Genomic DNA, 26,505 nt, shown 5'->3' with positions numbered 1-26,505 from the left:
ACCAGCCGCCGGTTGGTCACCTTTCCGCGCCGCTGGAGAATGCGAGGCTTGCCATGTCATGGCTGAAGTTTTTCTTGAGGTCTGCCGCGGGGACGCAGATCGACCCGGCCTGGAAGGATGACCCGCTGCGGCATCCCGAGGTCCAGCGCATGTCGCTACGCGAAATCGCCGATCTGCCGCTGGGAGCGGAGACCGGTTTTCATGCCGAGGCCAGGCCGCCGCTGGCGAAATGCGCGTGAGCACCGCTCCCGCGCTTTTGCTGGTTTGCGTTATACTAAACGGCAGACGTCTGCCAGCAAATCACCGGACCGTCGTCAGGATCGATGCGCTCGCCGGCGCGGAAAAAGCCGTTGCGTTCGAGGACACGCTGCGAGGCGATGTTTTCCAAGGCCGTATCGGCTGAAACGAGAGTTACGCGCTGGTCCTGCCGCGCCCATTCCAGTAATTCTCCTATGGCACGCGTGACGGATCCACGTCCTTGGCGGCTGGGCGCGATCCCATAGCCGATGTTGATTTCGCCGTTCTGAGGTGCGCGAATGATGGAGCACAGCCCGACGATTTCGCTCTCCTCCACAATCATCCAGGCCGAGGGCATGAATTCGGCGGCGATCTCTGCTGCAATCCTGGCCAGCATCTCCAGGACCTCAGGGGGCGCGATGGCGCAATCGGAAATCAGGCGTGTGTTTACAGGCGCGAAACCTTTCAGCAACGCGTTGAAATCATGAGTCGTCAATTCGATGATCATGTTCTTCTCGACATTGAGCATGCGCCGGTTTTGGCGCGTCAAGCCGAGCCATGGAGCGAGACTAGCCCTCGATCAATTTCGAGCCGTGTCTCGCCGTTCGCCTCGGCCGGTGCGTTCTGAATATTTTGCGACGGCAAACAAAGGCATTCTCCTGTTAGGGCATGATCCCGGAATGAGCTGATGCGGCTTGATATTGAAGTTCATTGGGTTCTTTGTCCAGGCTTCGCCAAGAAGCAGCGCCGGAGCGCGTCCTTCGAGGCTTCGCCCTTTGGGCTGCGCGCCTCAGGATGAGGAGCGTTGGAGGGTGCCGCGGCTAATGAGAGGCGTTGGTGGTTCTGAACCGAAGCGCTCCGAGAGCCTCATCCTAAGGTGCCCCGCAGGGGCCTCGAAGGATGGGGCGGGGATGCTGGCGTTGGATGCATGCCGTTCATTATCTCGTCGGATTGGCCGGATCCTCGCTGACGCCGACGCGGTGGCGATAGACCATTTCCCAGCCTTTCCAGCCGTTGAACAGAAGAAGGGCGGTGGCGATCAACGACAGCACCAATCCGGTCGGCACGATGAAGTCGCCACCTTCGGCCAATCGGCGCCAGAGGTTGACGGCCTCGATCAGGACGAGGACGACATTGCCGATCATATGGAGCCAGGCGGCGCGCAGGTCGCGAATGCGGCTGTCGCCGAGAAAGTCGGTCAATCCGGCAACTGCCGCCAGCGCCGCCATGACAAGGCCGGCGCCGAGCATCCAATTGGTCGCTACTGCCCAGGCCGGATCGCCCGATCTGGCGTAGACGATGTCGACAACAAGCGTGCCGACGAAGGCGGCGACCGGGAACGGGATCAACATCGGATGGATCGGGTGACCGGCAATGCTCAAGGTGCTTTTCGGGTTCATCCTATTGTCCTCCGACCTTTTTCAATGCGTCTTGCCTGTGGGCAGCGATATGATCGCTCTTGTCGCTTTTGATCTCGTACTGGGGCGATGCCTCCGTCGCCCGGCGCCGATGGCCCTTGTAATCGAAATCCCGGGTGTGGATCGCGATGATACGGCCGGAGACCTGCCCGGCCTCCGAATTCCAGGTGACGTGATCTCCCCGAGCAAATTTGGCCATGTCGCACAACTCGTCAGATGCAGCAGAGTATGCGTCAAACATCCAGACGGCCTGGTTTGTTCCCGTCACGGCCGACAAGCTGAAACCCGCAGCTGTGGAGAAGAGGCCTGCCGCTTGCCGCGCGAACGAAGATTGCGGAAGCCCAGATAGTGATCGGCATCCGAGGTGTTCCATCGACCGGCAAGAGCGATGATCGCGATGTCCGCAGCGATGATGAGCAAGGCATAGATTTTGCCCATGCCTTCAATGTAGCGCAGGCGGAAATCGGTCAAAGGTGGTGGCGACATCAGGCCGAAATGACGGCCGAAACGCAACTTGCCCTTGCACGAATCCCACTTCGCGCTAGCCTGCGTTCGCAAGCCCCATCGCCGCCCGAGTCGGCTCGCTTCACATCCGAGGGAATAGATATGCCGGCTTTGATCGAAGCACGGGGCGTCAGCAAGCGCTTCCGGCAGCACAAGAGATTTCCGGGTTTGCTCGGCGCCTTCAAGACGCTGGTGACGAGCGAATATACCGAGGTTCAGGCGGTTTCCGATATCGGCTTCGATATTACCGCCGGCGAAGCCGTCGGCTATCTCGGCCCGAACGGCGCCGGCAAATCGACGATGATCAAGATGATGACCGGCATTCTGGTGCCGAGCGCCGGCACTCTTTCGGTGCTCGGCCGCACGCCGCATCTCTCCCGCATGGACAATGCGCGCGAGATCGGCGTCGTCTTCGGCCAGCGCAGCCAGCTGTGGTGGGATCTGCCGCTGATCGACAGTTTCACCCTGCACCAGCGCATCTATGATATCCCGGCTTCTCGCTATGCGGACAACCTGCGTCACTTCAGCGAGCTGCTCGATCTTTCGCCCTTCCTCGACCGGGCGGTGCGCCAGCTCAGCCTCGGCCAGCGCATGCGCGCCGAGATCGTCATGTCGCTGCTGCACGATCCGAAGATCCTCTTTCTCGACGAACCGACGATCGGGCTCGACGTGGTCGCCAAGGATGCCGTGCGGCGCTTCCTCGCCGAGATCAACCGCGAACGCGGCGTCACCATCATCCTCACCACCCATGACCTGCAGGACATTGAGACCATCTGCCCGCGGCTGATCATGGTCGATCACGCCAGGCTGATCTTCGACGGCGAATTGCGCAGCCTGCGAGCCGCGCTCGGCTCGGCCCGGCGGCTGACGCTGGAATTTGCCAGCGACCCCGGCCCTTTGCGGCTCAGCACCGCGTCGCTCGTCAACGACGAGGGCTTGCGCAAGGAATATCTGATCGAGCGCGAGGGCGTGTCGCTGGTCAAAATCCTTTCGGAGGTCGGCAGCGACCGCGACCTCAAGGACGTGGCGCTGCACGAGCCCGACATCGAAGAGGTCATCCGCACCTTCTACCAGGGTCGCAATGCCAGAGCCCGGGCCTCATGAGCGCCTATCTCGCCTTCACACGCAACGCCCGGGCGCCCGCCCACGCTATGATCGCCTATCTGGCCTTCACACGCAGCGCCTTCCACGCGCAGCTCGCCTACCGCAACGAGGTCTGGGCCAATATTTTCGGCAAACTGGTGCAGGTCGTCGCTCGCGTCGCCATCTGGCTCGCCGTCTATGCCGGCGCCGGCGCGACCGTGGTCGACGGCGTCTCGCTGCAGCAGATGGTGACCTACGCGCTGCTCGGCGGGGCTGTGATGGGCGCCACCCGTCCGGAAAGGGTCATCGGGGAGATCGGCCGGTCGCTCAAAACAGGCGATATCGCCGTCTGGCTGCTGAAGCCGCTCTCCTATCCGCTCTATGTCTTCGCCAATGAATGCGGCAGCTTTTTCTACCGGCTAGCGACGCAGGTGATCCCGACCGTTGTCTTCACCGCCCTGTTCTACGGCATGCTGGCGCCGGAAAGCCTGTTTCACGGCCTGATGTTCATCGTCTTCTGGGCGCTGTCCTTCGTGCTGATCTTCCTGATGTCGGCGCTGTTCGGGCTGATCGCCTTCTGGCTGATGACGAGCTTCTCGCTCGACTGGATCCTCGGCGCCCTGCTGCATCTGTTCTCCGGCCTGCTGGTGCCCTTCTGGTTCTTCCCCGAGCCCTTAGCGACGATCGCCCGCCACCTGCCCTTCGCCTGGGTCGTCTATTATCCCAATGCCGTCTATCTCGGCAGGCTTTCGGTGGCCGACACCTGGCTACATCTCGGCCTCGGCCTCGGCTGGACCGGACTGTTCCTTTTGGGCGTGCTCTGGCTGTGGCGCCTGGCGTCGCGCCGCATCACCGTGCAGGGAGGCTGATCGTGTTCATCCATCACCTCCGCGTCATTCCGCTCCTGGTGCGCATGCATGTGCGCTCACAAATGGAATATCGCGGCGCCTTCTGGCTCGACCGGTTTGCGCAGATCCTCTCCTATGGCAGCGTCTTTGCCACCATCGGCATCCTGCTTGCCCGCTTCCAGACGCTTGGCGGCTGGACCTGGCCGGAACTGGCGCTGCTCTTCAGCTTCCAACTGCTCGCCTATTCGCTGGGTGCGGCGATGAGCTTCGTGCAATTGCGCGATCTTGAGGAGCTGGTGCGGCTCGGCACCTATGACACGCTGCTCATCAAGCCGTTCAGCCCCTGGGCCTATCTCGTCTTCTCCGGCCTCAATATCGGCTATGCTGGCCATATCATCCTGGCAGTGCCGCTGCTCTGCTGGGCCGTCCTGTCGGTCGACTTCGCCTGGTCTGCCGCGTCCGTGGCGTTCCTGCTTGCCGCAATCGTCAGCGCGACGCTGCTCACCGGCGCGATGATCACCATGATAGGTGCGACCGCACTGATGTGGATGCGGTCGAACCACCTGTTTTCGATCTTCTTCGGCTTCTGGGAGCTGACGCGTTATCCGCTCAACATCTTTCCCGGCAGCATCCAGCTGACGCTGATCACCGCTGTTCCCCTGGCCCTGACCAGCTCGGTCCCGGTCGGCGCCCTGCTCGGCAAAACCATCCCTATCCTCGGCGATTGGGCCGCCCCCGTAACGCTCGCCGCCGGCCCGGTCTGGATGCTCATTGCCATGGCCCACTGGCGCTACGCCACCCGCAAGTACCAGGGTGCGGGCGGCTGATGGGGCCGACTCCGCCTCAGCCCCGATCGAAGGCCAGCGCCCGCTGAACGGCGGGGCGCTGCAGCATGCGGGCGTGGTGGTCGCTGACTTTTGCAAAACGGGCTGGGTCGACGCCGTCGGACGGCAGCCAGTCGGTCATGACGAAGAGATAGGGATCGGCGAGCGAATAGGTCTCGCCCATCACCCACGGACCTTCGAACATCGTTTCTTCGATCAGCGTGAAGCAATCGGCCATATTCTGCGGTACCTTGGCCTTCATCGCCTCGAGTGCCGCCGGCTCGTCGGCCCAGCGGGAGCCGCGCCGGCGATGGGCATGGTTCACATGTACGGTCGAGCAGAGATAGCTGTTAAAGGATTGCAGCCGCGCCATTTCGAAGGCATCGCCGAGCGGCGCGAGCTTTGCGGTCGGGGCGCTTTCAGCGATGAAGCCGAGGATCGCCGGCGTTTCCGTCAGCACGCCGCGATCCGTGACGAGCGCCGGCACCCGGCCCTTCGGATTGATCTTCAGATAGTCCGGCGAACGCTGCTCGCCATTGGCGAAGCTGAGCTTCTTCGTTTCGAAGGCAAGGCCGGATTCTTCCAGGGCAATGAGGCTTGCAAGCGCGCAGGTTCCGGACGCGTAATATAATGTCAGCATGGTTGTCGTCTCCCGTTCGGCACGAGATATAGCGCAGGGATGGCTGCGCCGGAACGGGGGAGATGGGTTTGCTTGCGTCGGAGTCGCCCCTCATCCGGCTGCCGCCACCTTCTCCCCGTTCTGACGGGGAGAAGGGAATATGCCGCGACCTCTCGGTCCCCTCGGGCCTCTCGCAGGGCACGTCCCCTCTCCGGGGGTCCGCAGGACGGGTCGAGACCAGCGGCTCGACCCCGGCAAGGGCTAGGGTGAGGGGCAAATCACCGGCACAAGCTCGCCGCTCAGCCGCAACCCGGCACATCCTCCAGCCGATGCCAGACCGGGATGCCGCGTTCTCTTGCGATGCGCACGTCGTTGTCGGCGCCCTTGGACTCGCCGGCCAAGCGCAGCACGCCGTCGCAGAGCTGCAGCAGCCGGCCAGCAACCGGGTGGAAGATCTGCTCGTAGAGCGCATCGCCGACCGATCTGCCGCCGGCGGCGTGCCAGATCGGCAGGGCCACCCATTCGCCGATCATCGGCACATGGCCGGCTTCAAACAGCTTATGGGAGGGTTCCTCCAGCCGCCTCAGGTTGGCGGCCATTTTTTCCGGGTCGTCGCCCGTTCCGGACCGATAAGGCCCGGCAATCAATATCAACATGATCCACTCCATCACTCTCCCGGCCTCATGCACGGGATTTCCCGAAAATGCACGATATTTCTTGAATGTCGAGTCATTTCGTGCAATATGATGCCATCTCGTGAATTTTCGTGCGGAAAGACAATGCTAACGACGCAACGCAAGAATCTGATCCTCGACATTCTGCGCCGTGACGGTCAGGTGATTGCCAAGCGCGTCGCCGAAGATTTTTCGCTTTCGGAAGACACGATTCGGCGCGACCTCAGGGAAATGGCAGCGGAAGGGCTCTTGAAACGGGTGCATGGCGGGGCGATGCCGCTTTCGCCCGATCTGCCCGATTTTACCGCGCGGCGTAGCGTCTCGTCCGAGGTCAAGGCGCGGCTCGGAGCCACGGCGGCGGCGATGATCAAGCCGGGGCAGATGATTTTCCTCGACGGCGGCACGACGACCGCCGAAATCGCCCGGCATTTGCCGCACGACATGGGACTGACGATCGCGACCCACAGTCCGACGATCGCCGCCGAGCTCGAGCACCATCCGGCCGAGGTGATCCTGACCGGCGGACGGCTCTACAAACATTCGATGGTGGCGACGGGCGCTGCGGCGATGGCGGCGATTTCGCAGCTGCGCCCCGATCTGTTCTTCCTCGGCGTCACCGCAGCCCATCCCGTGCATGGGCTTTCTACCGGTGATTTCGAGGAAGCGGCGATCAAACGCCATATCGCCCGCTGCTCGGCCGAAACGCATGTGCTGCTAACGGAGGAGAAGTTCGACCTCGTCTCGCCCTGCCCGGTGCTCGGCGTTGCCGAGGTGGCCGGGCTGATTGTGCCGGCCGAGATGCCGGCCGAGCGGCTGAAGCCCTATCGCGATCTCAATAGCACAATCACTGCAGCCTAATCATCGTGCGAAAACGCACACAGTTTTCGGCATCATGCCGAGAAGACGGACGTCGCTCTGATATCGCCGACATGGATGCCGTTCCAGTTGCGCATCGCCATTGCGGCAAAGGCCATCAGAGCGGCATGCACCGTCTCTTCCGTCTCGAAGAAGCGGGCGAGTGTGGCCGCCACCATGGCTTCGGCGGCGCGGGTGGCACCATCCTCGCATTTCAGCGCGATGCCAATGCCCTTTTCCGGGATCGCGGCGCAGAAGACACCCTCGGCGCCGGTCTTGACGAAGATGCGGCCGGGAGCGATCTGCATCAGTTTCGTGCAGGCGCGGCCGGAGCCGGCGACATAGAAGGGCTCGGCCATGCAGGCCTCGATCAGGCGGCGGGATGCTTTGGCGCGCAGGGGCTCCAGGCCGATGCCGGTCGCCATTTTGGCAAAGCCGTGGGCCAGGCTGCGCAAAGGCACGGCATAAGTCGGGATGGAGCAGCCGTCGGTGCCGCAGCTCTCGGCGCCGAGCACGGCGCCGGTCAGACTTTCCATCACTGCTCGGATCTCGACCTGCAGCGGATGCTCGTAGCCGACATAACCCTTCGGGTCGATATCGCGGTGGCAGCAGGCGCAGATGAAACCGGCGTGCTTCCCCGAGCAATTGTTGTGCAGCGCCGTCGGTGCGTCGAGCGTGCGGGCCTGATGGATCAGGACTTTCTGGTTCATCGACCAGTGGGCGCCGCATTCCAGCGCTTCGACATCCCGGCCGGCGCGCGACAGCATCGAGGCGGCAAGCGCCACATGTTCTTCCTCGCCATTATGCGAGGCGCAGGCGAGCGCCAGTTCCTTGTCGCCGAAGCCATAGGCAACGGCCGCACCGCTCTCGACGAGCGGCAGCGCCTGCATCGCCTTGCAGGCCGAGCGCGGAAAGACGGCGGCGTCGATATCGCCGAGCGAAAAGACAAGGCTGCCATCGCCGTCGACGACCGCCACCGCGCCGCGATGACGGCTTTCGACGAGCAGGCCACGGGTGACTTCAACGGCGACGGGATTGGTCATGGGCTCTCATCCGATGCTGGTGGGATGCCGCAGGCATAACGCGTCAGGGCGCGAAAGCCAACGGGGTTAGGGCTGTCTGTTTGTGGCTGCGCGCGTTCCTGCTGACGGCGCCGCGACGCGGCGGCGGGATGTTCGGCAAAGACGTCACGTCGCATTCCGTCATCGTCGGCCTTGAGCCGGCGATCCATGTCCGTTGCTAACGGAGGCCAGCATGGATGCTCGGCTCGGGATGGCTTGTGGAGCAGAACCGCAATGCCGGGCGGAGGAGGATAATTGCGCATGCCAATTCGGCCTTGACCTCCGTCATCCCAGATCTTGAGCCTGGCTCCAACCGTATGATGTCCGCGCCCGGTGTGAACCCAAGCCTTGAGATCGGACGCGTAGCGACGCTATCCTGCAACCGAGTCACATTCGAAGGTATCATCTTGCAATCAAGTCTATCGATTTCAGCGTCCATATTGTGGGTATTTTTCACGCTCGCCTCTCTCGGTCTGGCATGCTGGTTGGCGCGCCGGCCCAAAAGGACAAGCGTTGGAATCATCCTCGGAGCGCTTCTGGGGTTGGCTTTGATGTCGATTGCGTCAATTCTGACCGGTTTCCTCGGAAACGTTCTTCCCATGGGGCAAATCGATTTCTGGCTCTCCAGTTTGACAGCGCAGATCTGACGCAGACAATCATCACCGGAATTGATTGAACAGATCGAAAACTATCGTTTTTCTGATGCATCGGACGCGGCTAAAAATGGTGCGTCAGGAATCGCCCCAATGCCATCCACTCTTTCCTTGATTCTGCGCGACAATAGGATCCGCATTCCCGCCGTGACGCTCGTCGCGCTTGCTTTTACCTACGCCTCGACCGTGCCCTACCAGTCGATCATCGGCATCAACGAGCTGGACTTAAGCAACGGCGCCTATTCGGCGCTGGTGTTCTTCTCGGCCATCGTCAACGTCACGACCAGCCTGACGCTCGGCATCTGGTCGGACAGGCTGAAGGGGCGCCGGCCGTTGGTGCTGGCGCTTTCGGTCGCCGGCATGCTCGGCTTCGGATCGATCGCAATCATCCACAGCCCGGCAATCTTCATCTTTTCGACGCTGCTGCTGGTGCCGATGAGCGGCTCGACCTATTCGCTGCTCTTCGCCAGCCTGCGCGCCAGGACCAACCAGATGGAGCGTGGCGAGGGCGCGGCGGTGACGGCAACGGTGCGGGCGCTGTTTTCCGGCTCCTGGGCGCTGGCGCCGGGGCTGATCGGCCTTTATCTCGTCAATTCGCCATCGATGACGCCGGCCTACGGGATCGCGGCACTCGCCAGCTGCACCTGCTTCTGCCTCTATTTCTTCTTCGCCCCCGGCAACGGCAGCACCGGCCCTGCTCCCGATCCGGTGGGTTTCCTCGCTTCGCTGAAACGGATCTTCATGCCGAACGTGCTGATCCGCGTCGTCATCATGTCGCTGCTTTTCGCGCTGCAGCGGCTGAACGGCATGCTTCTGCCGCTGATCATCACCCGTGCGGCGGGCGGAAACGTCGCCGACGTCGGTTTCATCGCCGGGCTGACGGCGCTTCTCGAAATGCCGTTCATGATGATGTGGGGCTTGGCGCAGCGGCGCTTCCGCACCGCGCATGTGCTCGCCTTCGGCGCGCTGATCTATTGCGCCTATCTGCTGCTGCTCGGATTTGCGTCCGCGCCATGGCACATCTATGCGCTGCTGCTCGTCAACGCCTGCGGCGCGGCGGCAATTCTCAGCGTGCCGATCACCTATCTGCAGGATCTGATCGCCGACCGGCCGGGGCTCGGAACCTCGCTGCTCTCGCTCAACACCTTCATCGGCACCGGCATCGCCGCCGGGCTCTTCGCCTTCGGCACAGCGCTCACCGATTATTCCGGCACCGCCTTCGTCGGCGCCGGCGCGGGTTTGGGGGCGATTGGGGCGTTGCTCCATCTGGAAAGCAGCAGGCGGCAGGCGCGGCAGCCGGCCTGATTGCAGGCGGCGCAGGAAGATCAACGTTCACTCGCCATGCCTTAACGCCCTGATGCGGTAGGCGCAGCGGCGGGCGCCGGTGAGGATATGTTCGCTACGCTCGACGTCGGCGCCGAGGGCGGCGCGGAAGGTTTCGAGTTCGGAGCGGCAGAAGCCGGCGCAGGCGGTGGCAGCCGCGCAGATCGGGCAGTGATTTTCAACCAGCATGAAGGAGCCGTCCGCCTGCTGCCAACTGTCGGCCATATAACCCTCGCGGGTGCGGATCGCGGCCAGACCCTCGACGCGCGCGGCAAGGTCGCCGGCGTTTTCGAGCTCGTGGCGATAGCGCTTCAGCGTCTCGGCCTCGCGGGCGGAGATGACGGTGTCAAGCGCTCCCGCCCCAAGCTGATCGACGAGGGTGCCGAGAAGATTGGCCGTCAGTTCGGCATGGCCATCGGGGAAGCGGCGATTGCCGGCCGCAGTCAGGTGCCAGAGCTGACGCGGCCTGCCCCTGCCGGCAGCGGCAACGGTGACCGGCTCCACCAGCCCCTCCTCTGCCAGCTTCGCCAGCTGCTGGCGGGCGGCCTCGCCGGAAATGCCAAGTGCATCGCCGATCGCCGAGCCAAGCTGCGGGCCCTCGGTCTTGAGCAGGATCAGAATTCGGTTGGCCGGGGACTGACGCATATTTCTCCAAGTGAAGTCTTGTTTTAATCGCAGCGACATGCAATTTTCCAATTTATAACTTGGAAAATAATAATCGGCCAGCAAAAACATCGGGAGCATCTCATGTCCGATATCGACCAGACCATTGCCATTCCGAACGCCAGTTCCGTCTTCCGCCTGTTCCTGCCCGCACACCTGCCGGCGACCTTCATGCTTGCCGGCGGCGTGACGCTTTATGCTGTCGAGAGTTATATCACCGCCACCATCACCCCCTCGATCGTGCGCGATATCGGCGGCCTTGCCCTGATTTCCTGGATGACGAGCCTGTTCGTGGCGGCCGCCATTCTCGGTTCGATCTTCGTCGCCATGCGCCCGCGGGGAATCGGGCTCCGTGTGGTCTATGTGATCGCGGCGCTGGTCTTCGGTGTCGGCAGCATGGTCGCGGCAATCGGCCCTTCGATGCCGGTGGTGCTGATCGGCCGCGCCGTCCAGGGCCTCGGAACGGGCGCGCTGGCTGCGCTCGGCTATGCCTTCATCCGCTATGTCTATCCGGAACCATTGTGGCCGAAAGCCTCGACGCTCTATGCGGCGATCTGGGGTGTGGCGACCGTCATCGGGCCGACGCTCGGCGGCTTCTTTTCGTCAGGCAGCAATTGGCGCTACGCCTTCATCGTGCTCGTACCGCTCGGTCTTGCGATGGCGGCGCTGGCGCCGCGGCTTTTGCCCGAGGTCAGGGATGAGCGCGACCAGGCGGGAACACCGGTCCTGCAGATCGGGCTGCTGCTTACCGCCGTGCTGATGGTCAGTGCGGCCGGCGCGATCGACGTGACGGCCATCAAAGCCCTGCTGATCATCGCCTCGGTCATCGCGGTCTCGGCCATGCTCGGCATCGAGGGCCGAAGCCGCAACCGGCTGCTGCCGTCCGGCGCCGTCAGCCTTTCCCGGCCGATTTGCCGCGTCTACCTGGCAATGCTCGCCATGACCGTCGTGCTCGTCAGCGACGTCTTCATTCCCTATTTCCTGCAGGTGCTGCACGGGGTAACGCCGCTGATCTCCGGTTATCTCGTGGCGCTGGTCGCCGTCGGCTGGACCTTCGCCGCCTTCCTCGGCAGTTCGTTGAGTGGCCGACAGGCCTATCTGGCGATCGTCGCCGGCGCGTTGATCGAGGCGGCGGCGACCGCTTCGGTGGCGGTATTTCTCGCCAACGAAAATCCGCAGGGGGATTTGCCGCTCATCCTGCCGGCAGCGGCGGCCATGTTGATGATGGGCTTCGGTATCGGTCTCGGCTGGGCGCATCTCGTCGCCATGGTGCTGAAGCTTGTTGCCAGCAACGAACAGGACAAGGCCTCGGCGGCAATCCCGACGATGAGCTCGCTTGGCGGCGCCTTCGGTGCGGCTTTCGCCGGCGTCATCGCCAATGGCGCCGGCCTCGTCGATCCGGGCGGCATGTCGGGCGCGCTGTCGGCGGCGCATTGGCTTTATCTGCTGATGGCGCTGCCGGGCATTCTCGCCGTCGGCGTCTCGCTGACCCTCAGAACAGGATGATTTTAGGCCGAGTCGGCCTAAAACCTGAATCCTGTTCTAGATTAAAAAAGTTAGAGCATGATGTTGCCCGAAAACCGTTCACACTTTTCGGCATCATGCTCGGCTGACGCGCAGCATGACCTTACCGACATGGCTGCCCTCTTCCAGCAGCCGGTGCGCCTCGACGACATTCTCGAAGGCGAAGACCTTGTGGATCACGGGGGCGACCGTGCCGGCCTCCAGCAGCGGCCAGACTTCGGAAAGCAGGTCGTCGCGGATGGCGCGTTTTTCTTCGGCGGCGCGCGGGCGCATGGTGGAGCCAGTGACCGTCAGGCGCTTGACCATGATCGGCGAGAGATTGACCTTTTCGGCGACGGCCCCGCCGAGGAAGGCGATGATCGACAGGCAGCCGTCCTTGGCAAGCGAGGCGATGTTGCGCTCGAAATAGGCGGCGCCGATCATGTCGAGGATGACATCGACACCCTGGCCGGTTTCGGCCTTGATCACCGCGGCGAAATCCTCGCTCCTATAGTTGATCCCTCGTTTGGCGCCGAGCTTTTCGCAGGCCTCGCATTTTTCCGTCGAGCCGGCCGTGGCATAGACCTCGGCGCCGAAGGCGCGGGCGAGCTGGATGGCGGTGGTGCCGATACCGCTCGTGCCGCCATGGATCAGCACGCTCTCGCCTTCGGTCAGCCCGGCCATCTGGAAGAGATTTGCCCAGACGGTGAAGAAGGTCTCGGGAAGCGCCGCGGCCTTTACAGCGTCGTATCCCTTGGGAAAGGGCAGGATCTGACCGGCCGGCAGCAGGCAATATTCGGCATAGGCGCCGCCATTGGCGAGGCCGCAGACCTTGTCGCCGACGGCATAGCCGCTGACGCCAGGCCCGACGCCGACGATTTCACCGGATAGCTCCAGCCCGAGAATCGGGCTCGCATCCTTGGGCGGGGGATAGCTGCCCTGCCGCTGAGCGATATCGGGACGGTTGACGCCGATCGCCTCGGCGCGCACGAGGACCTCGCCTTCGCCGGCCACCGGCAGCGGACGCTTGCCGATCACCATCACATCAGGCCCGCCGAAGGACTTGAGATCGACGAAACGCATTTCCTGAGGCAATGACATGGCGCGACCCTCCTGATCCAGAAGGTTCGGAATAGATCAGCCCGGCCGGCTTGGGAAGGCTGGAAGCGGCAAGGGCGTCAATTCGCCTCGCCCAGGAAGTGGAAGGCGAGGCCCTCCTCGCTCTCCTTGGCGGCCGACTTGATGACGGCGATTTCGGCGCTGACGCGGTTGATATCGTCGATGACGAGGCCTTCCGGCAGTTCGAGAACGCCGATCGAGCAGCGCATCAGCGGGAACAGGGCCTCAGTGCCGGTGCGGTCGTGGCCGAGGATGCGGCCGGCGGCGCGGTGCTCGTCGGAATAAAGATCGAGCACGTCGTCGTGGAAATCGCTGATCAGCCGGTCGAGGATCTCGGTCAGCTCCTCCTTCGTCCAGCCGACGACGCCGATGAAGAAATCATCGCCGCCGACATGGCCGAGGAAATGCCGCTCGGCGAAGAAATAGCGGCGCATCAGCGCGGCAAACAGCGAGATCGCGTGGTCGCCGAGATGGAAGCCGTAGGCATCGTTGAACGGCTTGAAGTTGTCGAAGTCGCAATAGCAGAAATGGCGGACCTCATCGCCGTCGCGGCCGGACTGGCGCATGAAATCACGGATGGCGCGATTGCCCGGCAGGCCGGTCAGAGGGTTCTGGTCCTGGGCGGTCTTCAGCTGTTTCTCGTTGATGACCTTGATCAGCGAAGCGGCGGAGACGACGCCGGCATAACGCATATTGTCGGTCAGGATCAGGCAGTTGCTGCCCTCCATATTTGCGAAGATCGCCATCAGTTGCTCGGCATCGCTGTCGAGGCCGACGATCGGCGCCATCTCGACGAAATGCGAAATGGAGCGCTCGTACATCTTGTTCTTCAAGAGATCGCGGCCAAAGGGCTGATAGATATATTCCTTGAGGTGATGCTCATGGATAATGCCGCGCGGCTCGTCATTGGCGTTGAGGACCGGAAAGAAGGCCTGACGCGGATTGCGGCGGAAGAGTTCGAAGACGCTGTCAATGCTGTCGTTTTCGTAGACCGTCGGCAGGAGCTCGATCTGCTTGCGGATGAGGATTTCGTCGAGCGACTGGCTCGCCCGCTTGCTCTTGCCGAGCTCCTGCAGATGCGGGAAGGATGGCGCCAGCTCCGACATATGCGCCGTCGGCCGCGAGACGAACCAGCCCTGAACGAGATCGACGCCATATTCGCGGCAGGCGATGAATTCGGCCTCGGTCTCGATGCCTTCGGCGATGACGCGGGTGCCGAGCACATGGGCAATGTTGACGATGCTCTTCAGCAGATGACGCTTGCGCGGGCTGCGGTCGATCTCGGCGACGAAATGCCGGTCGATCTTCAGATAGTCGACGGCATGATCGCAAAGCAGCTTCATCTCGCCGTGACCGACGCCGAAATCGTCGATCGCCAGCTTGAAGCCGGCCTTGCGCAGCGTGGAAACCAGGGCGGCAAACTCCGGCACGCTGGTATTGTCGAAACGTTCGGAGAACTCGAAACAGATGGAGGACGGCGGAATATTGGCCGTCCGCAGGTGTTGCAGCAGGCTCTCGACCAGGCGCTCACCATCGGGGATCAGCCGGACATCGAGATTGAGAAACAGCGTCGCGGTGGAGAAATTCGACAGCGTCGCGAACTTGGCAAGCGCGCGGCTGGCAACCATCTGTTCGAGCTGCAGCAGCTGACCGGTCCGATGCGCCTCGTCCAGTATGTCGGCCGGCGTTTCGTAACCGATGCGCTCCTGGCCGCGCATCAGGGACTCGTAACCGAAGACAGTACCAGTGCCGGCTTCGACGATCGGCTGGAAGGCGTTCTCGACGACGAGCTTGGCAAGGGTTACCATCTGATCGCTCGCATAACGGCGGAGCACGCCCGGCTCGACGGCGCCAGCCAAAGATATTGCAGTCTTCATTGTGGGCCGATCTCCACTGCGACTTGTTCTTCTTGCTCAGGAACTTGCCGCAGAAGGATCAATGAACCCTTTCGCCAATATGAAAGTTTTGTGAAAGACGCGAATCCCCGACACGCGTTCCGCGTGAATTCGAATTACCCAGTACAATCAGGCGCTTGTTCAGGCGGAGCGACGGCGCTGCGCTTCATGATCGGCAAACATGTCGGCGACGCATCTGCCGCCGGAGGCGACGCTCTCGTCGTCGAGGAGATCTGCCTTGATTTCGCCGAGCTTGCGGGCGGTATCCCAGAGGCGAAGCGCCTCGCGGACGACCTCGCTGCTCGAGGCGTAACCACCCGTGTCGACGGCGGCGCGGATGCCCGCTGCCTGTTGCGGAGAGAGGGAAACGGTGACCATCGGCATGAACTTCCTCCCTTTTTTTCTTCAGGCAGTACCCTGCCTTTGGGGGACGCATGACCATTTTCGGCATCTCGGCGATTGCGCCGGTGCTGTGGTGCATTCGTACGGAAACCGTCCGCATAACCCGGATCGGCCCTAATCCCTAAAGTCTAATCCCCCGTCATGTCCTTGTCAAAAAAGAAACGGCTTTCCACCGTTTCAGCTGCGGATGCCGAGGCCGAAGGCGATCATCGTCCAGCCCTGGACAATGAGATCGACGGCCAGGAACAGGCCGAGGACCCAGAGGCTGTTGACCGGCCAGCCGAGCGCGATGACGAAACCGGCAAGCGCGGTGATGACGCCGCTTGCGACGATCCAGCCCCAGCCTTTGGCCGGCTTCATGCGCCTTCCGACCCAGGTGCGGAAGACGCCGGCGATGACGAGGGCGAGCGATAGAAACAGCGTCAGCGCCGCCGATGTCAGGATCGGATTGACGAAGGCTGCGATGCCGGCAAACACATAGAGCAGGCCGCTCAGGGTCCAGAAGAGCACATGATCCCAGCCACGGACCTGAAAGGCATGGACGAGATAGGTCACGCCGCCGAACAGCATGAGCATGCCGACGTAATAGACTGAAACGACAGTGGCGAGCATCAGGTTGCCGAGCGCGATCAGACCGCAGACCAAGAGCAGCACGCCGAGGCCGACGAACCAGATCCATTTCGACTGCAGCTGGGATGCCGGCGTTTCGTTGAAGACATCGGCCATAAACGCACCTCCCGTAGCTTTGAATATGTTGCAGCAATGGCCCGGGGGAAGATGCGGCCGCGGGCGGCACGCAAGAAAGATTTTTATTGATTGATCAATCAATCAAAAATAATATGGGTAGAGATAATATGGCCAGAAGTAACATGGCGCCGTTTTCAGGGAGTTGCGGCCTTGCCGAAAGTCGGAATGGAGCCGGTGCGCCGCAAGGCGCTTGTCGATGCGGCGCTGCGGGTGATCGGCGATCACGGCTCGCTTGCCGTCACCATGTCCGACATCGCCCGGCAGGCCGGCGTCTCGCCTGCCCTCGCCCATCATTATTTCGGCAGTAAGGAACAATTGCTGATCGAGACGATCCGCTCGCTGCTGAGACAGTTGCGCAGCGATACGGTGGCAGCGCTCAAAGCGGCGAAGACGCCGCGCGAGCGGCTTTCGGCGGTGATCCGTGTCAGCTTCCACGCCGACCAGTTCGCACCGGAGACGATTGCCGCCTGGCTTGCCTTTTATGCCGAAGCGCAGCGCTCCGAGGAGACGCGGCGCTTTCTGGTCATCTATGCCAGCCGGCTGCGTTCGAACCTGCTTGCCGACCTCAAGGCGCTGCTGCCGGCCGACGCCGCAGAACGCATCGCCGAGGGCGCTGCGGCGATGATCGACGGGCTCTATATCAGGCAAAGTCTGAAATCGGCGCCGATCGGCATTGATGCCTCGATCGCGCTGACGGAGGATTATCTGAACGCGCTTCTAGCCGCCACCTCCCCTTCTCCCCAGCGGGGAGAAGATGTCCGAAGGACAGATGAGGGGGTGAGCGACGCAGGAGCGAACGGCCGAAAGGCCGAGATTGCCGCCCCCTCATCCGGCCCTGCGGGCCACCTTCTCCCCGAGGGGAGAAGGGACGACCACATCGAACACCCCAAGGACAAATGACATGAAAGCCCAGCCGAAAGCCTCGCACTTCATCGACGGCGAATATGTCGAGGATACCGACGGCACCGTCATCGAGAGCCTCTATCCCGCCACCGGCGAGGTCATCGCCCGGCTGCATGCGGCAACGCCCGCAATTGTCGAAAAGGCGATTGCTGCGGCCAAGCGCGCTCAGCCGGAATGGGCGGCAATGAGCCCGATGGCGCGCGGGCGCATCCTCAAGCGCGCCGCCGAGATCATGCGCCAACGCAACCGCGAGCTTTCCGAACTGGAGACGCTCGACACCGGCAAGCCGATCCAGGAAACGATCGTGGCCGACCCGACCTCGGGTGCGGATGCCTTCGAATTCTTCGGCGGCGTCGCACCCGCCGGCCTCAACGGCGCCCATATCCCGCTCGGCCAGGATTTTGCCTATACCAAGCGGGTGCCCCTCGGCGTCTGCGTCGGTATCGGCGCCTGGAACTATCCGCAGCAGATCGCCTGCTGGAAAGCTGCCCCGGCGCTTGTCTGCGGCAATGCCATGGTGTTCAAGCCTTCCGAGAACACGCCGCTCGGCGCCCTGAAGATCGCCGAGATCCTGCATGAGGCGGGGCTGCCGAAGGGGCTCTTCAACGTCATCCAGGGCGACCGCGACACCGGGCCGCTGCTCGTCAACCATCCCGATGTCGCGAAGGTGTCGCTGACCGGCTCGGTGCCGACGGGCCGCAGGGTCGCGGCCGCGGCGGCCGGCAACCTCAAGCACGTGACGATGGAGCTCGGCGGCAAGTCGCCGCTCATCGTCTTCGACGATGCCGATCTCGATTCGGCGGTCGGCGGGGCGATGCTCGGCAATTTCTATTCCACAGGCCAGGTCTGCTCGAACGGCACCCGCGTCTTCGTGCAGAAGGCTGTTAAGGCCGAGTTCCTCAAGCGGCTGAAGGCGCGCACCGAGGCGATGCTGATCGGCGATCCGCTGGATGAGGCGACGCAGATCGGTCCGATGGTTTCGTGGGCGCAGCGGGAAAAGGTGATCGCCTATATCGAGAAGGGCAAGGCCGAGGGCGCGACGCTTGTCGCCGGCGGCGGCATCCCGAACAATGTCTCCGGGGAAGGCTATTACGTGCAGCCGACCGTGTTTGCCGATGTTACCGACGACATGACGATCGCCCGCGAGGAGATCTTCGGGCCTGTGATGTCGGTGCTCGATTTCGACGATGAGGACGAGGTCATCAGCCGCGCCAATGCCAGCGAATTCGGCCTCTCCGGCGGTGTCTTCACCGCCGATCTCACCCGCGCCCACCGCGTCGTCGACAGGCTGGAGGCCGGCACGCTCTGGATCAACACCTATAATCTCTGCCCGGTGGAAATCCCCTTCGGTGGCTCGAAACAATCCGGCTTCGGCCGGGAGAATTCGCTGGCGGCGCTCGAGCATTATTCCGAGCTGAAGACGGTTTACGTCGGCCTGGGGCCGGTGGCGGCGCCTTACTAAGTCAGCGCAAGCAGCCCCCTCATCCGCCCTCCGGGCACCTTCTCCCCCAAGGGAGAAGAGGAGTCGAGAGGCCGCGGCACGTCCCTTCTCCCCTCGGGGAGAAGGTGGCGGCAGCCGGATGAGGGGGCGACACGGCGCAACGCCTGAACAAAGTGCGAGAGAAAAACCATGCAAGCAGATTTCGTCATCATCGGCTCGGGCTCGGCGGGGTCCGCCCTCGCCTATCGCCTGTCGGAAGACGGCAAGAATTCCGTCATCGTCATCGAGGCGGGCGGCAGCGATTTCGGGCCGTTCATCCAGATGCCGGCCGCACTTGCCTGGCCGATGAGCATGAAGCGCTATAATTGGGGCTATCTCTCCGAGCCGGAACCGAATCTCAACAACCGGCGCATCACCGCGCCGCGCGGCAAGGTGATCGGCGGCTCCTCCTCGATCAACGGCATGGTCTATGTGCGCGGCCATGCGGAGGACTTCAACCGCTGGGAGGAACTCGGCGCCAGCGGCTGGGCCTATGCCGACGTCCTCCCCTATTTCAAGCGGATGGAGCATTCGCATGGCGGCGAGGAGGGCTGGCGCGGCACCGACGGGCCGCTGCATGTCCAGCGCGGCGGCTTCACCAATCCGCTGTTCCGCGCCTTTATCGAGGCCGGCAAGCAGGCGGGCTTCGAGACGACCGAGGATTATAACGGCAGCAAGCAGGAAGGCTTCGGGCTGATGGAGCAGACCATCTTTGCCGGGCGCCGCTGGTCTGCCGCCAATGCCTATCTGAAACCGGCGCTGAAGCGGGACAATGTCGGGATCGTCTACGGCCTGGCGCGCCGGATCGTCATCGAGAACGGGCGGGCGACTGGCGTCGAGATCGAGCGCGGCGGCAGGATCGAGGTGGTCAAGGCCAACCGCGAGGTGATCGTCGCGGCCTCCTCCTTCAATTCGCCGAAGCTCTTGATGCTGTCGGGCATCGGACCGGCCGAGCATCTGAAGGACATGGGCATCGCGGTGAAGGCCGACCGGCCGGGCGTCGGCGCCAATCTGCAGGACCATATGGAATTCTATTTCCAGCAGGTCAGCACCAAGCCGGTGTCGCTCTATTCCTGGCTGCCCTGGTTCTGGCAGGGGGTGGCGGGCGCGCAATGGCTCTTATCGAAGGGCGGGCTCGGCGCCTCAAACCAGTTCGAAGCCTGCGCCTTTCTGCGCTCCGCACCCGGGCTGAAGCAGCCGGATATCCAGTACCATTTCCTGCCGGTGGCAATCAGCTATGACGGCAAGGCGGCTGCCAAAAGCCATGGTTTCCAGGTACATGTCGGCTACAACCTGTCGAAATCGCGCGGTAGCGTGACGCTGCGTTCGCCGGATCCGAAGGCCGAGCCGGTGCTGCGCTTCAACTATATGAGCCATCCGGAAGACTGGGAGAAGTTCCGCCATTGCGTGCGGCTGACCCGCGAGATCTTCGGGCAGAGCGCCTTCGACGCCTATCGCGGCCCGGAGATCCAGCCGGGCGAAGGCGTGCAGAGCGACGAGGAGATCGACGCCTTCCTGCGCGAACATCTGGAAAGCGCCTATCACCCCTGCGGCACCTGCAAGATGGGGGCGAAGGACGATCCGATGGCAGTGGTCGACCCGCAGACCCGGGTGATCGGCGTCGATGGCCTGCGCGTCGCCGACAGCTCGATCTTTCCGCATGTCACCTACGGCAACCTGAATGGCCCGTCGATCATGACCGGCGAGAAGGCGGCGGATCATATCCTCGGCAAGCAGCCGCTGGCGCGCTCCAACCAGGAGCCGTGGATCAACCCGCGGGCGGCGGTGAGCGATCGGTAACAGCCTCGGAGTCAGAGAAATCCGATCCACCGCCCGGCCAATAGAGCGGCGATCCAGCTCGCCGCCGACAGGGCTGCAGAAAAGCGCAGGCCCGGCCGGATGCGGCCGCTGGTGGTGAGTGTTTTCCACCCTTGCCCGAGATGAACCGTCAGGAGGTTGATAAGGCCGAACCCGATCAGGGCGAGCTTGGCGAGGAAGGCGGGATTGGCGGCATATTCGACCGCACGCACGCTGAAGAGGCCGAAGCCGGTGACGACAGCGGCGGCAAGGCCGATGCCCGCCGCACGCGACAGAAATGGCGCGATGATCTGCGCCGGCACCTTTCGGAAGAAGCCGGTGAGCCTGAAATCGAGCGGCAGGATGGCGCCGACGAGAAGGCCGATCGCCAGGATATGGCCGGCATTGACGAACATGTAGAGCGTTGCGGAGCGCCTGAGCGCAACCGCGGGCGCTGTGGCCGACAGCCATTCGAGGACGGCGATCACGGCGGATCAGTTCGTCCGGATACGGTCGGGATAGATATCATAGCGCTTGTCGCCGATGCTGATGCGCACGGCCTTCATCCGCTTCTCGTTGCGATCCTGCGAACGGTTGCCAAGCGCGACCACCTGGTCGCCGGACCTGGCGACACCCTCGACGAAGCCGGAGCGTTCGGTCTGACGCGGATTGCCGAGTTCGACACGCCAGAGGCCGTCATCGGCGGTGGCGACATCGAGCGTCGGATGCGGCCCGCCCCATGATATTTTCTCGATGGTGCCGCGCAGCTCGATCTGGTCCGCCTCGGCCCATGACCAGCCGTGATGGGCGGCAGCGCTGGTTGCAAGGGCAACAGACAGTCCGACGGCGGCCAGCCCATGCTTTGTCGAAAGTGCAAACATAATTGTTCTCCCTACCCGAATGGGCAGGCAGGTGGAGCATTGCGGCGGCGAGAAAAGCCATTTCACCAAATGTTGAAGGTGAGACGCCCAGCGCCATTCTCCGAGCCTTGGTGCTCAGGCCAGCAGGCGGGTGACTTCGGCGCCCTGTCTCGGACCGACGGCATCGGCGATGGTCGTCGAGAACAGCACCTTGCGTGTGGCGTCGGCCACCTTGGCGAAGACGTGCCTGATTTCGCAGGTCTGTTCGCCGTCGCAATCGTCGCACCTGCGATAGGCTGTGATCGACAGGCACGGCAGCGGTGCGATCGGGCCGTCGATGATGCGCAGGATTTCGCCGAAGGTGATGGTGTGGGCGGGCTTGAGCAGGAGATAACCACCCTGCTTGCCCCGGCGGCTGACGACGATGCCGTGATGTTTCAGGTCGAGCAGGATCTGTTCGAGGAACTTCTTCGGGATCTTCTGCTGCGCGGCAATATCGGAAATCATCACGGGTTCGTCGGCATCGGCATCAGCCAGAACCGTCAGCGCCCGCAGCGCATATTTCGCCTTTTGCGTAATCATCTCAGACCGTCGACACACACAGGCGGCGCGTATTCCCGCGCCGCTTCACGAGCACATTTGCCTCTATGGCACAACCAGCATGAACGGAATTTGAACGCACCAGCAGAAAGCCTTGAGGGACAAGCATTTTGGCCTCGTTTTTGACGCTCGGCCAAGCCCTTGCAATCTACGCCAAATCAGCGCCTCCCGCATCTTTTTCGGCATCACTTCAGATTTCGGATTGACAGGCTGCGTGTAACTCTACTAAATTTATAGACATTCAGGCAGCCGAGGCGGATTTTCTCTGCCGGGCGGCTGTTTTTTTGCATTGCGGCAGCTTCGGAGAGATATTTGCTCCTCCTGCCGCAGCTTTCGAAATCCCTTTTTCTGTGCGATGCATGCGCGAACTGCGATACTCCTGCTCAACAAAGGACAGGATTCTGATGACTGTTACCAATCCAATAGCGCAGGCCGAGGCGCTGAACGATAAGCTGGCGGGTCTCGACCTTGCCGGACGTCTGTCGCTGGTGGCGGGCTTTGGTGGCCGCGTGGTGTTCACCACCTCACTCGGCATCGAAGATCAGGTAATCACCGCCGAGATCGGCACGCACCGCCTGCCGATCGATATCGCGACGCTTGAGACCGGCCGGCTGTTTGCCGAGACGCTGGCGCTGATCGACGAGACCGAAGCCCAATACGACATCCATATCCAGCGCTTCACTCCCGAAAAGGCCGATATCGACGCCTACGCAGCGAAATACGGCCTCAACGGCTTCTACGAAAGCGTCGAGGCACGGCATGCCTGTTGCGGCGTGCGCAAGCTGAAGCCGCTTGCGCGCGCTCTCGAGGGTGCAACGATCTGGATCACCGGCCTGCGCCGCGGCCAATCGGCCAACCGCGCCGAGACGCCCTTTGCCGAATATGATGCCGAACGCCACCTTTTGAAGGTCAATCCGCTCGCCGATTGGGACCTGGAGGCGATCAAGGCCTTCGTTTCGGAAAACGGCGTGCCGGTCAATCCGCTGCATGGGCGCGGCTATCCGTCGATCGGCTGCGAGCCGTGCACCCGGGCGATCAAGCCCGGCGAGCCGGAGCGCGCCGGGCGCTGGTGGTGGGAGCAGGACGAGAAGCGCGAATGCGGTCTGCACGTCGCCGAAGAGGCCTCCGCGGTGGTCGCCGCACAATAATCAACCCTCACGGCTTTCCCAATCAGGGCGCGGCGGCCGCTGCAGCCTTTGGGGAAGCCAACATCAAGGAATTGTTTGCGGGCAGCCGCAAAGATCGACAGTCTGGAGTAAGACATGCCCGATAGCCGTCCGGATACGGAACTCAGCAATCCCCAGAGCGCCAAGGCGCCGCTCGACCCGCATCTGAAGGCGCTGGAAAACGAATCCATCCATATTTTCCGCGAGGTCGCGGCCGAATTCGAGCGTCCCGTCATGCTCTATTCGATCGGAAAGGATTCCTCGGTGCTACTGCACCTGGCGCGCAAGGCCTTCTATCCCGGCCGCGTGCCCTTCCCGCTGCTGCATGTGAACACCGGCTGGAAATTCCGCGAGATGATCGCCTTCCGCGATGAGACCGCCAGGAAGTACGACCTCGACCTGATCGAGCACATCAATCCGCGCGGTGCGGCCGAAAACATCACGCCCTTCACCCATGGATCGGCGGCCTTCACCGATATCATGAAGACCGAGAGCCTGCGCCAGGCGCTCGATGCCGGCCAGTTCGATGCGGCCTTCGGCGGCGCGCGCCGCGACGAGGAGGCTAGCCGCGCCAAGGAGCGCATCTATTCCTTCCGCACGCCCGATCACCGCTGGGATCCACGCAACCAGCGTCCGGAACTCTGGAACATCTATAATGGCATGATCCGCAAGGGCGAGAGCGTGCGCGCCTTCCCGCTGTCGAACTGGACCGAGGTCGATATCTGGCGCTACATCCAGGCCGAGGACATTCCGCTCGTGCCGCTCTACTACGCCAAGAAGCGCAAGTTCGTGGAGCGTGACGGCATGATGATCCTGGCCGAGGATCCGCGCCTGGAACTCTTGCCCGGCGAAGTGCGCCAGGAAGGCATGATCCGCTTCCGCACGCTCGGTGACTTCCCGCTGACCGGCGCCATCCGCTCACAGGCGACCACGCTGGAAGAGGTGATCGCCGAACTCGAAATTGCAACGGTGTCCGAACGCCAGGGCCGCGCCATCGACCGCGACCAGTCCGGCTCCATGGAAAAGAAGAAGCGTGAAGGATATTTCTGAGATGACCGCAGCCAACACCGCCGTCTCGGCCGCAACCGCCGTCAGCCTGCCCGCGGCCGAGCCGCAGAAGGCTCAGCGCGACTCGCGCCCGCTGCGCCTCATCACCTGCGGCAGCGTCGATGACGGCAAGTCGACGCTGATCGGCCGCCTGCTCTGGGACACCAAGGCGGTCAAGGAAGATCAGGCCGCCACGCTGCAGCGCGATTCCACCGGCAAGCAGAACGATCTCGGCCTGCCCGACTTCGCCCTGCTGCTCGACGGCCTGCAGGCCGAGCGGGAACAGGGCATCACCATCGATGTCGCCTATCGCTATTTCTCCACCGACAAGCGCTCCTTCATCGTCGCCGACACGCCCGGCCACGAGCAATATACTCGCAACATGGCGACGGGTGCTTCGACCGCCGATCTCGCCATCCTGCTCGTCGACGCGCGCTTCGGCATTCTGGAACAGACGCGCCGTCATGCGACCATCGCTTCGCTGCTCGGGATCAAGCAGTTCGTGCTTGCCGTCAACAAGATCGACCTGACCGGCTACGACCGCGCCGGCTTCGAGAAGATCAGCCATGAATTCCGGGAATTCGCGCTGTCGCTCGGCGTCAAGCAGATCACCGCTATTCCGATGTCGGCGCTGAAGGGTGAAAACGTCGTCTATTCCGGCCAGACCGCCATGCCTTGGTACAGCGGTCCGACGCTGGTGGAGACGCTGGAGCTTGCCACCGTGCGCTCGTCGCAGACGGTCGGCTTCCGCCTCTCGGTCCAGCGTGTGTCGCGTCCGGGCGAAAGCTTCCGCGGCTATCAGGGCACGGTCGCCGGCGGCTCGGTCAAGCCCGGCGACAGCGTCATGATCCTGCCGTCGGGCATGGTCGCCAATGTCTCCAAGATCGTCACCTTCGATCTCGTGCGCAACGCCGCCGTCGCCGGCGACGCGATCACGCTGGTGCTCGACCGCCAGGTCGACGTGGCACGCGGCGACATGATCGTCTCGATCGACGCCCAGCCGCAGGTCGGCCTTGCCTTCGACGCGCAGATCGTCGCGCTGCAGCCCGAGGGCATCGAGCCCGGCAAGCGCTACTGGCTGAAGAGCGGCTCGCGCCGCCAGCGCGTCCAGGTTCTGCCGCTCAGCCAGCTCGAATTGAAGACCGGCACGTGGAACGCCGCCCAGCGGCTCTACATGAATGCGATCGGCAAGGTGCGGCTTTCCTTCGACGAGGCGGCGATCTTCGACCCCTACGAGCAGAACCGCCAGTCCGGCTCCTTCATCCTGATCGATCCGGAGACCAACAACACGGTCGCCGGCGGCATGGTGACCGGCAAGCGTAGCGAGCTCGGCGGGCTGCACACCGGCGACGCCCGCGTCATCCTCTCGCTGCCGGCCGATCTCGCCGAGCAGATCATGGCGAGCGAACTCTTCGCCAGCCGCAGCCATGAAGCCGAAGTGCGGCGCATGACGGCAGCCGAAGCGGCCGACCTCTGGTCGAGCGCTGCGAGCGATATCTGATAAGAGATAGGGGGCCAGCAAGATTGGCCCCTTATGCGAAGCCGAACCCGCTGGCTAAGGGCTGGCGGATTCCTCGCGAAAGGCGCTGTCGCAAACTTCAGTGATGAAATCGATCCGATCCTCGGACGTTGCACACCCGCTTTCGGCCCGAAGCGGCCAAAGCCCTCGGGCTTAAGCCCATTGCCTTGTCCGGCATTTTCCAAGCCACTTAGGCGAGACCAGATTATCGCAAGACCCGTTCTCAGAGTTGACTCCCAGAAATAGTCACACCTGTTCTGCAGGCGGTGACTCACGAGGATGTGATGACGAATTGGCGAATATCGGCGGTGGCTAGCGTGTTGTCGTCCAGGGCAGAAAACGAAGGAGTTCTTGCGATGAAAATCCATCACTTGATTACCGCGGCGTTCTTGCTGATTTCCACCTGCGGCGTTGCCCAGGCGGACGACCATCTTTTCCAGGCGGAACAGCATGGATTGAAGTCCGGCAGCACGGCGGCTTCCACGACGCACGCCTTTACCACCAACAATGCCGGTCACAGCGGTACATTGGCGCCCGGCCAGGGAAGTCCGTTCACCGGGCACGACACCCAGACGCCGGCCACCGACACGGATGCCGCCAACGAGCACGCCAACGTGAAGCCCCGCTGAGGAGGCCGACGGTCACTCAGGCGAATTGCTATTAGGCTTAGGTAGATCGATTTTGAAGGCGCAGCGATTGTCTTTC

Annotated in this window: 28 protein-coding genes and 1 pseudogene; 14 read left to right on the top strand and 15 right to left on the bottom strand. The window is 62.9% G+C overall.

Features of this window, described 5'->3' with window-relative positions; translation table 11 throughout:
- Positions 1-53: 53 nt before the first annotated feature.
- On the top strand, positions 54-239 hold the full coding sequence (locus AMK02_RS05935) for a hypothetical protein (RefSeq protein WP_064801146.1): 186 nt from the start codon (positions 54-56) through the stop codon (positions 237-239).
- Between the two features lie 35 nt (positions 240-274).
- Here AMK02_RS05935 and AMK02_RS05930 read toward each other — a convergent pair whose 3' ends face one another.
- From AMK02_RS05930 to AMK02_RS05915, 4 genes are all read right to left on the bottom strand, one after another.
- Positions 275-766, bottom strand: a complete 492-nt coding sequence (locus AMK02_RS05930) for a GNAT family N-acetyltransferase (protein WP_064801144.1) — start codon at positions 764-766, stop codon at positions 275-277.
- 409 nt (positions 767-1,175) lie between these two features.
- Positions 1,176-1,637, bottom strand: a complete 462-nt coding sequence (locus AMK02_RS05925) for a DUF2231 domain-containing protein (protein ID WP_064801142.1) — start codon at positions 1,635-1,637, stop codon at positions 1,176-1,178.
- Position 1,638: 1 nt separating this feature from the next.
- Positions 1,639-1,854 carry a DUF2945 domain-containing protein gene (locus AMK02_RS05920; protein ID WP_064806016.1) on the bottom strand — a complete coding sequence of 72 codons (216 nt, stop codon included), beginning with the start codon at positions 1,852-1,854 and terminating at the stop codon, positions 1,639-1,641.
- Positions 1,855-1,919: 65 nt separating this feature from the next.
- Complete coding sequence (locus tag AMK02_RS05915; protein WP_064801139.1) at positions 1,920-2,168, bottom strand: hypothetical protein; 249 nt, start codon at positions 2,166-2,168, stop codon at positions 1,920-1,922.
- A gap of 93 nt (positions 2,169-2,261) precedes the next feature.
- Here AMK02_RS05915 and AMK02_RS05910 point away from each other — a divergent pair, with 93 nt between their 5' ends.
- The 3 genes from AMK02_RS05910 to AMK02_RS05900 are packed head-to-tail and all read left to right on the top strand — an operon-like array spanning position 2,262 to position 4,917.
- On the top strand, positions 2,262-3,263 hold the full coding sequence (locus AMK02_RS05910) for an ABC transporter ATP-binding protein (RefSeq protein WP_064801137.1): 1,002 nt from the start codon (positions 2,262-2,264) through the stop codon (positions 3,261-3,263).
- Between the two features lie 47 nt (positions 3,264-3,310).
- Positions 3,311-4,111, top strand: coding sequence for an ABC transporter permease (locus AMK02_RS05905; protein ID WP_064806014.1), 801 nt, complete (start codon positions 3,311-3,313; stop codon positions 4,109-4,111).
- A gap of 2 nt (positions 4,112-4,113) precedes the next feature.
- Positions 4,114-4,917 carry an ABC transporter permease gene (locus AMK02_RS05900; protein WP_064801135.1) on the top strand — a complete coding sequence of 268 codons (804 nt, stop codon included), beginning with the start codon at positions 4,114-4,116 and terminating at the stop codon, positions 4,915-4,917.
- Between the two features lie 16 nt (positions 4,918-4,933).
- Here the strand turns inward: AMK02_RS05900 and AMK02_RS05895 are convergent, their stop codons facing one another.
- Both AMK02_RS05895 and AMK02_RS05890 read right to left on the bottom strand, forming a co-directional pair.
- Positions 4,934-5,554, bottom strand: coding sequence for a glutathione S-transferase family protein (locus tag AMK02_RS05895; RefSeq protein ID WP_064801133.1), 621 nt, complete (start codon positions 5,552-5,554; stop codon positions 4,934-4,936).
- 278 nt (positions 5,555-5,832) lie between these two features.
- Entirely contained in the window at positions 5,833-6,189 is a 357-nt protein-coding gene (locus AMK02_RS05890) for a hypothetical protein (RefSeq protein ID WP_064806012.1), read from the bottom strand.
- 123 nt (positions 6,190-6,312) lie between these two features.
- Between AMK02_RS05890 and AMK02_RS05885 the strand changes: the two genes are divergently transcribed.
- The gene (locus AMK02_RS05885; protein ID WP_064801132.1) at positions 6,313-7,065 is read left to right on the top strand and encodes a DeoR/GlpR family DNA-binding transcription regulator; all 753 of its coding nucleotides are present in this window, start codon (positions 6,313-6,315) and stop codon (positions 7,063-7,065) included.
- A 32-nt stretch (positions 7,066-7,097) separates the two neighbouring features.
- Here the strand turns inward: AMK02_RS05885 and AMK02_RS05880 are convergent, their stop codons facing one another.
- Positions 7,098-8,105, bottom strand: a complete 1,008-nt coding sequence (locus AMK02_RS05880; RefSeq protein ID WP_064801130.1) for an asparaginase — start codon at positions 8,103-8,105, stop codon at positions 7,098-7,100.
- Positions 8,106-8,869: 764 nt separating this feature from the next.
- On the opposite strand from AMK02_RS05880, the gene AMK02_RS05870 reads away from it, so the two are divergent.
- Complete coding sequence (locus AMK02_RS05870) at positions 8,870-10,081, top strand: MFS transporter (protein WP_064801129.1); 1,212 nt, start codon at positions 8,870-8,872, stop codon at positions 10,079-10,081.
- 27 nt (positions 10,082-10,108) lie between these two features.
- On the opposite strand, the gene AMK02_RS05865 is transcribed toward AMK02_RS05870, so the two are convergent.
- Positions 10,109-10,744, bottom strand: a complete 636-nt coding sequence (locus AMK02_RS05865) for a helix-turn-helix transcriptional regulator (protein ID WP_064801128.1) — start codon at positions 10,742-10,744, stop codon at positions 10,109-10,111.
- A 102-nt stretch (positions 10,745-10,846) separates the two neighbouring features.
- On the opposite strand from AMK02_RS05865, the gene AMK02_RS05860 reads away from it, so the two are divergent.
- The gene (locus AMK02_RS05860) at positions 10,847-12,268 is read left to right on the top strand and encodes an MFS transporter (RefSeq protein WP_064801126.1); all 1,422 of its coding nucleotides are present in this window, start codon (positions 10,847-10,849) and stop codon (positions 12,266-12,268) included.
- A gap of 93 nt (positions 12,269-12,361) precedes the next feature.
- Here the strand turns inward: AMK02_RS05860 and AMK02_RS05855 are convergent, their stop codons facing one another.
- The 4 genes from AMK02_RS05855 to AMK02_RS05840 form a co-directional block, all read right to left on the bottom strand.
- A complete protein-coding gene (locus tag AMK02_RS05855) occupies positions 12,362-13,366 on the bottom strand; it encodes an NAD(P)H-quinone oxidoreductase (protein ID WP_064801125.1) in 1,005 nt (334 codons plus the stop codon).
- Between the two features lie 77 nt (positions 13,367-13,443).
- Positions 13,444-15,192, bottom strand: coding sequence for a GGDEF domain-containing protein (locus tag AMK02_RS05850; RefSeq protein ID WP_237350470.1), 1,749 nt, complete (start codon positions 15,190-15,192; stop codon positions 13,444-13,446).
- Positions 15,193-15,420: 228 nt separating this feature from the next.
- Positions 15,421-15,663, bottom strand: a complete 243-nt coding sequence (locus AMK02_RS05845; protein ID WP_064801122.1) for a ribbon-helix-helix domain-containing protein — start codon at positions 15,661-15,663, stop codon at positions 15,421-15,423.
- A 195-nt stretch (positions 15,664-15,858) separates the two neighbouring features.
- On the bottom strand, positions 15,859-16,407 hold the full coding sequence (locus tag AMK02_RS05840) for an HdeD family acid-resistance protein (RefSeq protein ID WP_064801120.1): 549 nt from the start codon (positions 16,405-16,407) through the stop codon (positions 15,859-15,861).
- A 171-nt stretch (positions 16,408-16,578) separates the two neighbouring features.
- On the opposite strand from AMK02_RS05840, the pseudogene betI reads away from it, so the two are divergent.
- From betI to betA, 3 genes and pseudogenes are all read left to right on the top strand, one after another.
- Positions 16,579-17,172: pseudogene (gene betI / locus AMK02_RS05835) on the top strand (transcriptional regulator BetI); the annotation flags it as partial.
- Positions 17,173-17,329: 157 nt separating this feature from the next.
- Entirely contained in the window at positions 17,330-18,793 is a 1,464-nt protein-coding gene (gene betB / locus AMK02_RS05830; protein ID WP_064801116.1) for a betaine-aldehyde dehydrogenase, read from the top strand.
- 168 nt (positions 18,794-18,961) lie between these two features.
- Entirely contained in the window at positions 18,962-20,611 is a 1,650-nt protein-coding gene (gene betA / locus AMK02_RS05825) for a choline dehydrogenase (RefSeq protein ID WP_064801114.1), read from the top strand.
- Positions 20,612-20,622: 11 nt separating this feature from the next.
- On the opposite strand, the gene AMK02_RS05820 is transcribed toward betA, so the two are convergent.
- The 3 genes from AMK02_RS05820 to AMK02_RS05810 all read right to left on the bottom strand — a co-directional run bounded on the left by AMK02_RS05820 (position 20,623) and on the right by AMK02_RS05810 (position 22,050).
- The gene (locus tag AMK02_RS05820; protein WP_064801104.1) at positions 20,623-21,096 is read right to left on the bottom strand and encodes a DUF6644 family protein; all 474 of its coding nucleotides are present in this window, start codon (positions 21,094-21,096) and stop codon (positions 20,623-20,625) included.
- Between the two features lie 6 nt (positions 21,097-21,102).
- Positions 21,103-21,489 (bottom strand): DUF6152 family protein, encoded by a 387-nt coding sequence (locus tag AMK02_RS05815; RefSeq protein ID WP_064801102.1) that lies wholly within the window; start codon positions 21,487-21,489, stop codon positions 21,103-21,105.
- A gap of 114 nt (positions 21,490-21,603) precedes the next feature.
- Entirely contained in the window at positions 21,604-22,050 is a 447-nt protein-coding gene (locus tag AMK02_RS05810) for an RrF2 family transcriptional regulator (RefSeq protein WP_064801100.1), read from the bottom strand.
- Between the two features lie 422 nt (positions 22,051-22,472).
- Here AMK02_RS05810 and AMK02_RS05805 point away from each other — a divergent pair, with 422 nt between their 5' ends.
- The 4 genes from AMK02_RS05805 to AMK02_RS05790 all read left to right on the top strand — a co-directional run bounded on the left by AMK02_RS05805 (position 22,473) and on the right by AMK02_RS05790 (position 26,429).
- On the top strand, positions 22,473-23,216 hold the full coding sequence (locus AMK02_RS05805; RefSeq protein WP_064806008.1) for a phosphoadenylyl-sulfate reductase: 744 nt from the start codon (positions 22,473-22,475) through the stop codon (positions 23,214-23,216).
- Between the two features lie 114 nt (positions 23,217-23,330).
- Positions 23,331-24,284, top strand: coding sequence for a sulfate adenylyltransferase subunit CysD (gene cysD, locus AMK02_RS05800; protein ID WP_011424472.1), 954 nt, complete (start codon positions 23,331-23,333; stop codon positions 24,282-24,284).
- A gap of 1 nt (position 24,285) precedes the next feature.
- A complete protein-coding gene (cysN, locus tag AMK02_RS05795; protein WP_064801098.1) occupies positions 24,286-25,782 on the top strand; it encodes a sulfate adenylyltransferase subunit CysN in 1,497 nt (498 codons plus the stop codon).
- Between the two features lie 374 nt (positions 25,783-26,156).
- Complete coding sequence (locus tag AMK02_RS05790) at positions 26,157-26,429, top strand: hypothetical protein (protein WP_064801096.1); 273 nt, start codon at positions 26,157-26,159, stop codon at positions 26,427-26,429.
- The last annotated feature ends 76 nt before the right edge of the window (positions 26,430-26,505 follow it).

Origin of the sequence: Rhizobium sp. N731, from assembly GCF_001664145.1 — a bacterium.
Classification (GTDB): Bacteria; Pseudomonadota; Alphaproteobacteria; order Rhizobiales; family Rhizobiaceae; genus Rhizobium; species Rhizobium esperanzae.
Note: the sequence above shows the minus strand (reverse complement) of the source record. Positions and strands in the feature narration are given on the sequence as shown.

Bases quoted from the DNA above. Each gene is read 5' to 3' on its own strand.
- AMK02_RS05895 (WP_064801133.1), bottom strand. From the start codon at position 5,554: ATGCTGACATTATATTACGCGTCCGGAACCTGCGCGCTTGCAAGCCTC.
- AMK02_RS05860 (WP_064801126.1), top strand. From the start codon at position 10,847: ATGTCCGATATCGACCAGACCATTGCCATTCCGAACGCCAGTTCCGTC.
- AMK02_RS05935 (WP_064801146.1), top strand. From the start codon at position 54: ATGTCATGGCTGAAGTTTTTCTTGAGGTCTGCCGCGGGGACGCAGATC.
- AMK02_RS05880 (WP_064801130.1), bottom strand. From the start codon at position 8,105: ATGACCAATCCCGTCGCCGTTGAAGTCACCCGTGGCCTGCTCGTCGAA.
- AMK02_RS05805 (WP_064806008.1), top strand. From the start codon at position 22,473: ATGACTGTTACCAATCCAATAGCGCAGGCCGAGGCGCTGAACGATAAG.
- AMK02_RS05850 (WP_237350470.1), bottom strand. From the start codon at position 15,192: ATGGTAACCCTTGCCAAGCTCGTCGTCGAGAACGCCTTCCAGCCGATC.
- AMK02_RS05865 (WP_064801128.1), bottom strand. From the start codon at position 10,744: ATGCGTCAGTCCCCGGCCAACCGAATTCTGATCCTGCTCAAGACCGAG.
- AMK02_RS05870 (WP_064801129.1), top strand. From the start codon at position 8,870: ATGCCATCCACTCTTTCCTTGATTCTGCGCGACAATAGGATCCGCATT.
- AMK02_RS05855 (WP_064801125.1), bottom strand. From the start codon at position 13,366: ATGTCATTGCCTCAGGAAATGCGTTTCGTCGATCTCAAGTCCTTCGGC.
- AMK02_RS05925 (WP_064801142.1), bottom strand. From the start codon at position 1,637: ATGAACCCGAAAAGCACCTTGAGCATTGCCGGTCACCCGATCCATCCG.
- AMK02_RS05815 (WP_064801102.1), bottom strand. From the start codon at position 21,489: ATGTTTGCACTTTCGACAAAGCATGGGCTGGCCGCCGTCGGACTGTCT.
- AMK02_RS05845 (WP_064801122.1), bottom strand. From the start codon at position 15,663: ATGCCGATGGTCACCGTTTCCCTCTCTCCGCAACAGGCAGCGGGCATC.
- betA (WP_064801114.1), top strand. From the start codon at position 18,962: ATGCAAGCAGATTTCGTCATCATCGGCTCGGGCTCGGCGGGGTCCGCC.
- AMK02_RS05910 (WP_064801137.1), top strand. From the start codon at position 2,262: ATGCCGGCTTTGATCGAAGCACGGGGCGTCAGCAAGCGCTTCCGGCAG.
- AMK02_RS05840 (WP_064801120.1), bottom strand. From the start codon at position 16,407: ATGGCCGATGTCTTCAACGAAACGCCGGCATCCCAGCTGCAGTCGAAA.
- cysN (WP_064801098.1), top strand. From the start codon at position 24,286: ATGACCGCAGCCAACACCGCCGTCTCGGCCGCAACCGCCGTCAGCCTG.
- AMK02_RS05920 (WP_064806016.1), bottom strand. From the start codon at position 1,854: ATGGCCAAATTTGCTCGGGGAGATCACGTCACCTGGAATTCGGAGGCC.
- AMK02_RS05905 (WP_064806014.1), top strand. From the start codon at position 3,311: ATGATCGCCTATCTGGCCTTCACACGCAGCGCCTTCCACGCGCAGCTC.
- AMK02_RS05885 (WP_064801132.1), top strand. From the start codon at position 6,313: ATGCTAACGACGCAACGCAAGAATCTGATCCTCGACATTCTGCGCCGT.
- AMK02_RS05930 (WP_064801144.1), bottom strand. From the start codon at position 766: ATGCTCAATGTCGAGAAGAACATGATCATCGAATTGACGACTCATGAT.
- betB (WP_064801116.1), top strand. From the start codon at position 17,330: ATGAAAGCCCAGCCGAAAGCCTCGCACTTCATCGACGGCGAATATGTC.
- cysD (WP_011424472.1), top strand. From the start codon at position 23,331: ATGCCCGATAGCCGTCCGGATACGGAACTCAGCAATCCCCAGAGCGCC.
- AMK02_RS05810 (WP_064801100.1), bottom strand. From the start codon at position 22,050: ATGATTACGCAAAAGGCGAAATATGCGCTGCGGGCGCTGACGGTTCTG.
- AMK02_RS05790 (WP_064801096.1), top strand. From the start codon at position 26,157: ATGAAAATCCATCACTTGATTACCGCGGCGTTCTTGCTGATTTCCACC.
- AMK02_RS05890 (WP_064806012.1), bottom strand. From the start codon at position 6,189: ATGTTGATATTGATTGCCGGGCCTTATCGGTCCGGAACGGGCGACGAC.